Source organism: Caloramator proteoclasticus DSM 10124 (assembly GCF_900129265.1).
In the GTDB taxonomy this organism is placed as follows: Bacteria; Bacillota; Clostridia; order Clostridiales; family Caloramatoraceae; genus Thermobrachium; species Thermobrachium proteoclasticum.
Genome location: NZ_FQVG01000029.1, coordinates 22,322 through 34,091 on the forward strand (window position 1 = coordinate 22,322; position 11,770 = coordinate 34,091).

Genomic DNA, 11,770 nt, shown 5'->3' on the forward strand with positions numbered 1-11,770 from the left:
TAATTATAAACTACAGTTCAATAAGATGCTTTGGTGATTTTGAAAGAACTCTATATCCATCTTCAGTAACAAGAACTAATTCCTCAATTCTTACTCCTCCAAAGCCAGGTATATATATACCTGGTTCATCTGTTATAACCATACCTGTTTCTAAATTAAACTTACTTCTAAAATTAACATATGGTAATTCGTGAACTTCTCTTCCAACTCCATGTCCTAATCCATGACCAAATCTTTCACCATATCCTCTTTCTACTATAATGTCTCTTGCAATTTTGTCAAGGTCAAAACAACTTATTCCAGGCTTTACAGCCTTAAGTGCAGCTTCATTTGCCTCTAATACTGTATTATATATTTCTTTTTGCTTTTCATTTGCTTTACCAACAACAATTGTTCTTGTCATATCTGAACAATAACCTTTATATACACATCCAAAATCAAGAGTTACAAATTCTCCTTCATTTATTATTTTTTCTGAAGCTGTACCGTGAGGCAATGATGACCTATTACCTGATGCTACTATAGTTGGAAATGATAAAGCTGAAGCTCCCATTCTTTTCATAAAAAATTCTAATTCCAACGCAACCTCAATTTCAGAAACACCAGGTCTTATATAATTTAAGATGTGTTCAAATGCTTTATCTGCTATACTTGCTGCTGTTTCTATTAATTTTATTTCTTCTTCATCTTTAATCATTCTTATCTTTTCTATAGTTTGTTCAAGTTTTACTATTTCTACTCCTTCAAGTTTTTCCTTATATGTAATATAATCGGCAAATGACATTCTGTCTTCTTCTACACCTAATCTCTTTATATTGTGTTTATCTGATAGCATTTTTATAAAATCATAAATTGGTGGCTTATATTCTAAAACTTCAAAACCAGCTACTTCATTTTGTGCCTGTTCAGTATATCTTGAATCTGTTATAAAATATGCCTTTTCCTTTGTAATAAATAAGAAACTATCATCTCCAGTAAAACCACTTAGATAATTTCTATTTTCATCCTTATAAACTAAAGCTGCATCAATATTTAATTCATTAAACTTGCTTAAAAATTTTTGTAATCTCTTTTCACTCATTTTTGTTACCCCCTATATCTTTTATTGCCATTAAGGCAATTTTATAACCTACTTCTCCTAAGCCAGTTATTACACCAATACAGGCTGGTGCAGTAACGGATTTGTGTCTAAATTCATCTCTTGCATATATATTGGTAAGATGTACTTCTATTGTTGGCTTATTTATTGACCTAATACAATCATATAAAGCATAGCTATAGTGGGTATATGCACCTAAGTTTATTATTAATCCATCAGCATCTTTATAATTATTATGTATAAAGTTAATCAACTCACCTTCTATATTACTCTGATAGATTTCAACTTGTATATTTAATTCCTCTGCATTTTTCTTTATATAAGAACACAGCTCTTCATAACTTAAATTACCATATATTTCTTTTTCTCTAACACCTAATAAATTTAAATTAGGACCATTTACAACCAATACCTTCATAATATCACCCTTAACATACAATAACAATAGTATTTTAGCAGATTATTGCTCAGATTGCAAACTATAGTTTAATTTAGTAAGATATTCTATATATATTTTTTTCATCTTAAGTGAATCTTCAGCCATATTTTCTCTTGATTCACATATAATTCTTGGTGATATTTTTCTTTTTACAAGAAGTTCTGCTAATGGTTCAAATTCTGGTCCATATTGTGTATCATTAAATGTCCAATGCTTTTTTTCTCCTGCATCTGTAAACTCTATTCTACTAAAATGGCAGTGTAGATTATCTAACCTATATCTACCTAATGCATTTTCAATTCTGTTGAAAATAAATTCGTAATCTTCAATTGAATTTATAGCACCTCTGCCTAATGCATGAATATGTCCAAAATCTATTGTAGGAATTAATGTCTCATCTATCTGGCATATCTCTAAAATTTCATCTAATGTACCTAATTGATTTTTCTTTCCCATAGTTTCAGGGCATATAAAAATTTTACCGTATAGGTTTAGCTCCTTCAGCATTGTTAATGATTTTTTAATGGCTACAACTAAATTTTCAAAGGCCTGTTTTCTTAAGATTTTACCTACTGAACCAGGATGCAAAACTACACGATCAGCCCTCATTTTATCAGCAAGTATTAAGGTTTTTCTTAAATATTCTTGGGATTTATCCTGCATTTCAACATCAGAACTCCCAAAGTTTATATAGTACGGACTATGTATAGAAAGAAGTATATTGTTTTCAAAGGCAGCATTACCAATCTTTTCTGCTGTTTCAAAACCTATGTTGATTCCTCGTCCAAAGGAATACTCATAAGCATCAAGTCCCTTTTCCTTTAACCATTTTGGCATATCTACTGAAGATTTATACCCTTCATCATAAAAACCTTTTGAGTTACCAGATGGTCCAAATTTTGCTGTCATATTATCCTCCCTTTAAATGCTTTAAATATATGTTTTGCATATTTCTAATATTTTATCAATTGTTTCTTCTAAATTATAATTTTCAACTTCATAATCACAATAATTTTTATATAGATTTATTCTTTGCTCATAAAGTTCATACAGTTTATTTTTGTCTTTTATAATCGGTCTACCCTCCAAACTCAATGTATTACTTATATCTTCTATATTTCTATTTATAAATATAATTACACCATTCTTTTTAAGATTTAATATATTATTATAATTTAAAACTACTCCTCCTCCAGTTGATATGACACATCTGTCCTTTTTTGATAGTATTTCAATTATTTTTGTTTCCTTTTGCCTAAAATAAGCTTCTCCTTTATGGAACATCTCCTCTATGCTTTCTCCATAAGTATCAATTAAAACTTTATCTGAATCAAAAAAAGGTATGCCTAACCTTTGTGCCAAAATATTACCCAATGTTGTTTTACCACATCCTGGCATACCTATCAATACAATATTCATAAAGCATCACCTTTATTATATAATTAATTTATCTTGAGTAAATCTATAAATATTGAAATAAAAATCAATATATAAACTTAATGTTTTAATAAAATTAACTTAAGATTATTTATAACTTATTTCTTTATAAATGGATTTTATGTATGTACCACATCTACCTTTTACAGATATAGAATACTTTTTCTCATATTTTTTATTTTTAAAAACCACCTCAACACTGTTATTATTATCAAAATTTAATACCACTGTTCTATCTTTTGCTATTTCTCCTTCCCCTTTAATTATATTCCTATAAACATAAACCAACCCCGCTTCAGCATTGTTGTAGGCTTGTTCTGATAAAAGTGTACTATTTTGAATTATATTAGAACTCATCAAAATCGATGTAGTCATAAATACTAATGTAATAAGCAAGAATGCAATAAGTATATAATATGTTGCTACACTACCTCTACTTTTCATATGCTTCACCTATAAAGCAAGTGTACTTATTATTTAAACTTGTTGTTATAGTTATCTTATATAATTTTTCTGACTTTTTCTCAACCAAAACATAATCTATTTGAGGCACTATTTGTTGCGAATCTACATTAAATCTTAAAATTCCATTTTTTATATATAAAATACCTCCATCGGATGTCTTAAAAATCTCCAATCTATTTTTATTCATCGAATTTATTAGCTGTATTTTGTCAGTCCTTATTTTATCAGAAATAAAATCTAATGCAATAGTAGCATTTATTATATCTGAGTTATCTTTACCTACCTTTTTGTTTATACCAATAGTAAAGCTATAAAAATCCAATGAAATAAACACTATAATTAAAAATATAAAAAGAGCTACAATAGATTCAATTAATGTAAATCCTTTTTTCTTCATCAATAAATCACCTATTTATAACTTGATAATTTTAAAGAATCTCCATTTACCCTATCCTTAACCTCAACACTTAATTGATAAAGATTAGTATCAAGATATTTAAACTGAAGAATAACAATAAATCTTTCACTATTATCCTTGTTTAAACTAAATATATTTTGGTCAATTGTATCTAAAAGTTCATAAGAAGAATTTAAATATATATTGCATTTTAAATCATCATAATAAGTATTACTCTTTTTATACATCTCACAAAGGGACATCGCAATTAAATACATATTATTGTTATCTCTATTTTTACTATATAAAATTATATTGCTCATATTTATTTCTGCTATAACTGGGATTAAAATAGCAATTGACATTAATACACATACAACTTCTATTAGAGTAAAACCCTTTTTTTTCAAACTTATCACTTAACCTCCATAATCCTTGTGTATCCTATCGTTAATGTAATATTTCTAAATTTATTAGTATTTTTATCATAAACTGATATAGTACAGGCGTGAGGAGATATATTACCATCTGGTTTAAAAATAACTATTCCGTTTTCAGGAATAGTGCTTTTAACCCTACTAATTATATAATCCTTATTTAGTCTTCTTTTCTTTAATACCTTTCCATTTTGTCCTCCAATGTATATTTCATAGCCATTAAAATCGTGTTGATATTCATCTAATGTAAAAAACACCTTAACCTCATTTATTCTGCTGTTTATTGCCAGCATTTTTGCCTCCTGCATATCAGTAATTATAGTCTCAATAGTACTATCTAATATATCCTTCTTAAACAAATTTAAATCCAAATTAATCACACTTAAGGAAATTATTATAATAGCTATAGTACATATTATTTCAATTAGTGTATAACCTCTTTTATTCAAAATATCCCTTCTTTAAAAGAGTGATATATACCAGTTAATTATCACATCACCAAATAAAACAACTATAATTGTGGCTAACGAAATAAAAGGTCCAAATGGTATATAATCCTTTCTTCCCTTTATCTTAAAAAGTATAAGTAGTAGGCCTACAACCCCTCCAATTATAAAGGATAAAAGGAGCATTAAAAATGTATTTATAAAGCCTAAATAGATTCCACATAGCAGACAAATTTCAATATCGCCTTCACCCATAGCCTTTGTTAAAAACACTATTGCTCCTATAAATAAAGCTCCAAGTAAACCTCCTAATATGCTGCTTTTTATTGGAATATTTAAATAATACTTTTCTAAAATAACAAAAAAAATACCAAACAATATTCCCATTAATGTTGTATTAAAATATACATCTTGAGTTAAATAATCAATTGTACCAATAACTATTAAAAAACAAAACAATACTGCATATTTAAAAAAGGCAATACTAATTCCAAACTTTATATAGAGTACTCCAAACAAAATAGCTGTCATAATTTCAATAATTGGATAAATAATTGAAATCCTTTGCCTGCAACTTCTACATCTCCCTTTTAAAATGACATAGCTAATTACTGGAATTAAATCATACCACCTTAATTTATATCCACAATTTGTACAGTGGGATGGTGGATATGCTATTGATTCCTCCCTTGGAATTCTATATATGCATACATTTAAAAAACTACCTATAATCAGTCCAAAAATTATAGAAAAAATAAAATATGTAGTTTCCATAAACTCCCCTCCAGATTAGATTTATTAATTTTGATTTGCTACTGGTTTTAAAGTACCTTCTTCTACAAGGGCTTTTAATTCATTGATAGTATAATTTAATAACTCACTGTTTTTTTCTGTAAGTTTATCAATCAAATTTTTAAGTCCAGTCGCATTAGGATTGTTTGCATCAATTGATAAATCTGATATTTGTGTGTTTGCATTTAATTCTCCATTAGTCGTTCCCTGAACAGAGGCATTATAAAGTTCAATTGCATTTAAAAGCATCCTTGCCTCAGACCTAAGTTTAGTATTTTTTGCATTTACAGTATAGCTTGTTACTTCTGGTATTAAGGTTGCTGCCAAAATACCAATTATGGCTATTGCTGCAATAAGCTCAATTAGTGTAAAACCCTTCTTTTTTTTCATATAGATACCTCCCTGTCAATAATTTCAATAATAATTATTGACAGGTTTTTATGGTTTAAACTTTAAATTATGCTTCTATAAATCTTAAATATTGGTAACATCAAAGCCATAACTATAAATCCTATCAGTACTGCAACTAATATTATTAGTGTAGGTTCTACAAAAACCATAACCCTCTTAATATACTCATCAAGTTCAAGATAGTAATACTCAGACATATTTTTTAAGGTTTTATCTAATGTACCCGTTTCCTCTGATGTTCTTAATATATTTATAAGCATTTTAGGAAAAAATTCAACCTGTGATAGCGACTCACTTAGGCTAACTCCCATTTGAACCCCTAAAGCTACCCTTTTAAACTTCTCTTTTATAAATCTATTTTCAACTACATTTGTTAATATTTCTATTGACCTACCAATTGGAATTCCACCATTTGTTAGCATTGCTAAAATAGCTGTGAATTGAACAGATGTATTTAATACATTTATTTTCTTAATAATAGGTAAATTAATAGATATATACTCCTTTGCCTTGTTTGCTGAATCTATTCTTTTATTAATTTTTAAAATTAAGAATAATAATATCAAAAAACTTAAAATAGCTATTTGGTATTCTCTTATAAAATATGATGTTTTAATAACAATTTGAGTAGGTAAGGGAACTTCTTGTTTATTAAATTGATATAATATATCTGAAAACATAGGTATAATTTTATTAAATAGAGCCATCATAATGGTTATTGTCAATACAAATACTAACTTTGGATACGCGGTTGCCTGTTTAATCTTATTACTTAACGAGTATTGTTTATAGTAGTAATCTGAAAGCATACTAAAGATTTCCTCTAAATTGCCACTTAATTCACCAACCCTTATCATATTAATAAAAAAATATGGGAATTTTTTAGTATCTTCAAAGGCTTTAGATAAAGGCAATCCAGTCTGTACATTGCTATAAACATCTTCAAAAACATTTCTTAGCCTTCCTTCTGATTGTTCAATCAAAAGCTCAATAGTTCTTAAAATATCTAAACCCGATTGACTTGAAATATGTAATTGCTTGCATATAAAATAAAAATCCTTACTATTCAGTTTTCTTTCAAATTTTATATCTATCTTTTTTCTTTTAAAAATAGGAGAGACACTGCTCCTTTTAAGAACAGTGTCTGTTACCTCAATACCTTCAGTTTGTATTAATCTACTTAATAATTTATCCTTTATTATTTTTTCTCTATTAAAGTATTTTGGCATACAAACACCCCACAGCCAAAAACTATAGATTTAAAAGCCTCATAACAATATCTCTATCAACTGAATAATTAAGTGCATCTTCATAAGTTATTAAACCTTTTTTGTAAAGTTCTACAAGAGACATATCCATTGTTTTCATTCCATACTTTGCACCTGTTTGAACTGCTGAATCTATTTGATGAGTTTTTCCTTCTCTTATTAGATTTCTTATAGCTGGAGTCGCAACCATTATCTCCATAGCACAAACACGTCCATTTCCATCTGCTCTTTTTATTAGTTGCTGGGATATCACTCCCTCTAAAACAGCAGAAAGTTGAACCTTTATCTGTTGTTGTTGATAAGGTGGAAAAACATCCACTATTCTGTCAACAGTTTTTGAGGCACCAATTGTATGTAAAGTTGATAAAACTAAGTGACCTGTTTCAGCCGCTGTTATAGCAATTGAAATTGTCTCTAAATCTCTCATCTCACCAACTAATATTACATCTGGGTCCTCTCTTAATGCTGCACGAAGTGCGTTAGCATAGGACTTTGAGTCGTGTCCAATTTCCCTTTGGTTAACTATACTTTTTTTATGCTTGTGAAGATATTCAATAGGATCTTCAAGAGTAATGATATGGCAACTTCTGTTTTGATTTATTTCATTAATCATTGCTGCAAGCGTTGTTGACTTACCACTTCCTGTAGGGCCTGTTACTAATATAAGTCCTCTTGTTTTATTTGTAAGTTCTTTAAGAACTGAAGGCATATTAAGTTTTTCAAGTGTCGGTACCTGGGCTGCAACTGCCCTTAATGCCATTGCATCACTACCTCTTTGTCTAAAAGCATTTACTCTAAATCTGCCAATACCTTGAATTGAATAAGAAAAATCCAATTCCCCAACTTCTAAATACTTTTTATATTGCTCTTCACTTAAAACTTCCTTAACATAATGTTCTGCCATTTCTGTTGTTAATTTTTCATCAGTTATTTGAACTAAAGAACCATTTACTCTCGCCGTTGGAGGGATTCCAACTGTGATGTGTAAATCTGACGCTCCTATTTCTACAACTTTCTCTAACAATTCTTGAAATCTTAGCATATCTATCCTCCCTTTGTATCCCCTAATCAATATTAGAAATGATTTTTACCATTTCATCTATAGTTGTTATTTTAGATATAACCATTTCTCTACAGGAATTTTTCAAAGTTTTCATACCTTTATTAATACACAAATCCCTTAATATGTCAATATTATGATTTTTAATTATCATATTTCTAATCTCTTTATCAATTTCTATTACCTCAAATACGCCTATTCTACCCATATATCCACTGCCATTACATTCCTTACAACCAACTCCTCTACTTAACAAAATATCCTCTTTATCATCTAATTCTAATATTTTCTTTTCATATTCTGTTGCATAATAAGCAACCCTACAGTATGGACAGATTTTTCTAACTAATCTTTGTGAGATAATACCCTTTACAGCACAAGAAATTAAATATGTTTCTACCCCCATATCAACAAGCCTTAAAATAGCAGATGCTACATCATTGGTATGAATTGTACTTAAAACTAAGTGTCCTGTAATTGCCGCTCTTAGTGCTATTCTTGCTGTATCTAAATCTCTAATTTCACCTACCATTATAATATCTGGGTCTTGCCTTAAGACAGCCTTAAGACAGCTTGAAAAATCCAATCCTATTTTAGGATTTATGTTTATTTGATTAATTCCATCTATCATATATTCAACAGGATCCTCTATAGTAATAATATTTTTATTCTTACCATTTAAATCATTTAAAATTGAATATAAGGTTGTTGTCTTACCACTACCTGTAGGACCACATATTAAAATCAATCCACTATTTTGTATTATCAATCTTCTTATGATATCTTCTTCTGCTTTATTAAAGCCTAACTCTAATCTACTTAAATTGATATTATTCTTTTTTAATACTCTAATAACAATTTTTTCACCGTGAATTGTCGGAATAGAACTTACTCTGAAGTCTATTAACTTTGAATCCATATTAACAACTATTCTACCATCCTGTGGCAACCTCTTTTCTGATATATCCATATTTGCTAAAACCTTTATTCTACCTATAACACATTGAGTTATATTTTTTGATAAACTATACATTTCAATAAGTTCACCATCAATTCTAAACCTAATTTTTAAACTATTTATCATAGGTTCTATATGTATGTCACTTGCATTAATATTAACGGCCATATGTAAAATATCATCAATCAAATTTATAGCGGGTGAATTATTAATCTTTAACTGCTGGGTATATAAATTAGTATTTAATTTACTTATACTCTCTTCTACTTTATCTGCTAAATAAAGTATTTTTTTACTCTTATAATGCTTTTCTATATTAATTTTAATATCGCTTCTTCTACTTAAATACAATTTAACTCTTCGTCCCGATACCTGTTTTATTTTTTCAATAATACTTGAATCAATGTATTTATATGTAGCAACCTTTATGATATCTCCATCTTCATCAAAGGGTAATATAGAATTTTCAAATATTAATTCAGATGAAACCAAATCAATTGCCTTTTGATTAATTGAAATTTTATCTAAATCCACTACTTCCAATCCTAAATTATATTTTAAGTCATCTAACAATTGCTCTTCTAAAACAAAACCTAAATCTAAAAGAGCATCCTCTGTAGAACAACTATTCATTTGTTTATATTCTTTTAACACATCAAGTTTACTTTTATCTTTTATGATTTTAGTTTCTATATTAAATAAAATTCCTGTGCTACTCAATATATCTCCTCCTAAATTAGGCTAATAAAATTATGCACAGGAATTTTATTATTTAAACTCCTAATATTAGCTGTATCTTAAATCTACTTTTATCTTCTTTTCTAATCTTCTAAAAAATTTTGTCGTTATAAACTCCCTCGAATCTATAGGATCAACAAGAATAGTTTTTATACCAACTCTATTACCTCCCAATATATCAGTAAATATTTGATCCCCAATAATGCAAGTTTCTTCTATATTGTTATCAAAAAGCTTAATTGCACCTAAGAATTTTTTCTTCATTGGTTTTATACCAAATCCTGTATAGTATAAAATCTTATCATTACTAATAAAGTTTTTAACTCGTTTTGCTGAACTATTTGAAAGTAGGCATACTCTAAATCCCTCTTTTAAAAGTTCCTCAATAAATGTTCTTCCTTTATCATCAATTTGTTTAGCACCCCAACAAACCAATGTATTATCTATATCTAAAATTACATTTTTTATATTTTGTTTATTTAGCCACTTTAAATCTATATCATAAATACTTTTAAAATAATAATCAGGCTTTAATAAATTATTCATACTTACCACCTTTATCTATATTTTTCTATATTTTATCAAAATATCAGTCTAATGTCTAAATAAAATTACTAATATTTTGATATTTTAAAAATAAGGTGCCTTGAACTAAAATTCTCGGCACCATAGAACAATACACTATATAGATTTTATCTTTGCATTTCCTTAGCCAATTTTTTAAGTGCTCTTTTTTCAATCCTTGATACGTAACTCCTTGATATACCTAACATCTGTGCAATTTCCATCTGTGTCTTTGGTTCTCCACATAATCCATAGCGGAGCTTTATTATTATTTTTTCCTTTTCTTCTAGAACCTTATCTATAATCCTATAGAGTTTTCTAATAGAAATTTTACTTTCTACTTCATCCAATATTTTATCGCTTTCAGTACCTAAAACATCCATTAAGCATATTTCATTTCCCTCTTTATCTACACCAATAGGATCCTGTAGATATACCTCTGTTTTCACCTTTTTTACAGAACGCATATACATTAGTATCTCGTTTTCAATGCATCTTGCAGCATAAGTCGCAAGTCTGTTTCCCTTATCATAATCAAAGCTTTCAATAGCTTTAATTAATCCAACAGTACCTATAGAAATTAAATCATCAGAATCCTTACCTATAGGTCCAAATTTTTTAATTATGTGAGCTACTAATCTTAAATTTCTTGTAATAAGTTCTGCCTTTGCCTGTTGATTACCATTTTTATATTCATTAAACAATCTCTTTTCTTCCTCTTCGGTGAGGGGTTTTGGAAATGAAGTCCCATTTGTTATATAGCCTGCAAGTAGAAATAGTCCATCTAAAAAGCTACATATAGTTTCTATTATCAATAAAACACCCCCCTGATAGGCCTATGTACATTATATGCAGCTCAGGAGGGTTTTGTTCATAGTAATCTTATGTGTAATTTTATTATATCATAAATTTTTCAAATCATAAATACATAATCCTGAATTATTCATGGAATTTATTTAAAAGAGTTCTATAGCCCATATTAACTTAATTTTTTACTAAACTGCATTTCACTTAAAAAGTGAAATAAAAACATGAAAAAGAGGGCCCAAATTTGTTATAATATAGTTGCTAAACAAATACCAAACAAAGGGAGGGTTCTCAATGTTTAGTTTATATGATATTTGTTTAGAAAGCAATAGTAAAATACGATTAAATTTTGATGGTGGTGACTTATCTTCTGATACAGGATTGTTATTGCTTAAAGAATTTACTCATAAAATTGGCTTCGAAAATGTAATAAAAAGTTTATTTAAAACAAA

The 11,770-nt window shown here is 28.2% G+C and carries 16 protein-coding genes; 1 reads left to right on the top strand and 15 read right to left on the bottom strand.

The window, feature by feature from the left end:
- Positions 1–10: 10 nt before the first annotated feature.
- The 15 genes from BUB63_RS07835 to sigK form a co-directional block, all read right to left on the bottom strand.
- Positions 11–1,081: a M24 family metallopeptidase gene (locus tag BUB63_RS07835; protein ID WP_027308289.1), complete on the bottom strand. Its 1,071-nt coding sequence runs from the start codon at positions 1,079–1,081 to the stop codon at positions 11–13.
- Positions 1,074–1,517, bottom strand: a complete 444-nt coding sequence (gene aroQ, locus BUB63_RS07840) for a type II 3-dehydroquinate dehydratase (protein ID WP_027308290.1) — start codon at positions 1,515–1,517, stop codon at positions 1,074–1,076. Before aroQ ends, BUB63_RS07835 begins: the two co-directional genes overlap by 8 nt.
- A gap of 42 nt (positions 1,518–1,559) precedes the next feature.
- Entirely contained in the window at positions 1,560–2,447 is an 888-nt protein-coding gene (locus BUB63_RS07845; protein WP_073248929.1) for a TIM barrel protein, read from the bottom strand.
- A 21-nt stretch (positions 2,448–2,468) separates the two neighbouring features.
- Positions 2,469–2,957: a shikimate kinase gene (locus BUB63_RS07850; RefSeq protein ID WP_073248931.1), complete on the bottom strand. Its 489-nt coding sequence runs from the start codon at positions 2,955–2,957 to the stop codon at positions 2,469–2,471.
- Positions 2,958–3,062: 105 nt separating this feature from the next.
- The gene (locus BUB63_RS07855) at positions 3,063–3,419 is read right to left on the bottom strand and encodes a hypothetical protein (protein WP_073248933.1); all 357 of its coding nucleotides are present in this window, start codon (positions 3,417–3,419) and stop codon (positions 3,063–3,065) included.
- On the bottom strand, positions 3,409–3,837 hold the full coding sequence (locus tag BUB63_RS07860) for a PilW family protein (RefSeq protein ID WP_027308294.1): 429 nt from the start codon (positions 3,835–3,837) through the stop codon (positions 3,409–3,411). The genes BUB63_RS07855 and BUB63_RS07860 overlap by 11 nt, the downstream gene beginning before the upstream one ends.
- 11 nt (positions 3,838–3,848) lie before the next feature.
- Positions 3,849–4,247, bottom strand: a complete 399-nt coding sequence (locus BUB63_RS07865; protein WP_159431461.1) for a type II secretion system protein — start codon at positions 4,245–4,247, stop codon at positions 3,849–3,851.
- 5 nt (positions 4,248–4,252) lie between these two features.
- Positions 4,253–4,723: a prepilin-type N-terminal cleavage/methylation domain-containing protein gene (locus BUB63_RS07870; protein ID WP_073248935.1), complete on the bottom strand. Its 471-nt coding sequence runs from the start codon at positions 4,721–4,723 to the stop codon at positions 4,253–4,255.
- A 12-nt stretch (positions 4,724–4,735) separates the two neighbouring features.
- Positions 4,736–5,494: a prepilin peptidase gene (locus tag BUB63_RS07875; RefSeq protein ID WP_027308297.1), complete on the bottom strand. Its 759-nt coding sequence runs from the start codon at positions 5,492–5,494 to the stop codon at positions 4,736–4,738.
- Between the two features lie 24 nt (positions 5,495–5,518).
- The gene (locus BUB63_RS14005; RefSeq protein WP_051350607.1) at positions 5,519–5,902 is read right to left on the bottom strand and encodes a prepilin-type N-terminal cleavage/methylation domain-containing protein; all 384 of its coding nucleotides are present in this window, start codon (positions 5,900–5,902) and stop codon (positions 5,519–5,521) included.
- A 62-nt stretch (positions 5,903–5,964) separates the two neighbouring features.
- On the bottom strand, positions 5,965–7,152 hold the full coding sequence (locus BUB63_RS07885; RefSeq protein WP_073248937.1) for a type II secretion system F family protein: 1,188 nt from the start codon (positions 7,150–7,152) through the stop codon (positions 5,965–5,967).
- Between the two features lie 22 nt (positions 7,153–7,174).
- The gene (locus BUB63_RS07890) at positions 7,175–8,233 is read right to left on the bottom strand and encodes a type IV pilus twitching motility protein PilT (protein WP_027308299.1); all 1,059 of its coding nucleotides are present in this window, start codon (positions 8,231–8,233) and stop codon (positions 7,175–7,177) included.
- 22 nt (positions 8,234–8,255) lie between these two features.
- A complete protein-coding gene (locus BUB63_RS07895; RefSeq protein ID WP_051350608.1) occupies positions 8,256–9,929 on the bottom strand; it encodes a GspE/PulE family protein in 1,674 nt (557 codons plus the stop codon).
- Positions 9,930–9,995: 66 nt separating this feature from the next.
- The gene (locus BUB63_RS07900) at positions 9,996–10,493 is read right to left on the bottom strand and encodes a YqeG family HAD IIIA-type phosphatase (RefSeq protein ID WP_027308301.1); all 498 of its coding nucleotides are present in this window, start codon (positions 10,491–10,493) and stop codon (positions 9,996–9,998) included.
- Between the two features lie 146 nt (positions 10,494–10,639).
- Positions 10,640–11,326: an RNA polymerase sporulation sigma factor SigK gene (sigK, locus tag BUB63_RS07905; RefSeq protein ID WP_027308302.1), complete on the bottom strand. Its 687-nt coding sequence runs from the start codon at positions 11,324–11,326 to the stop codon at positions 10,640–10,642.
- Between the two features lie 286 nt (positions 11,327–11,612).
- Between sigK and BUB63_RS13375 the strand changes: the two genes are divergently transcribed.
- Positions 11,613–11,770, top strand: a 158-nt coding sequence (locus BUB63_RS13375) for a transposase (protein WP_200790191.1), incomplete at its 3' end; no start/stop codon positions are given.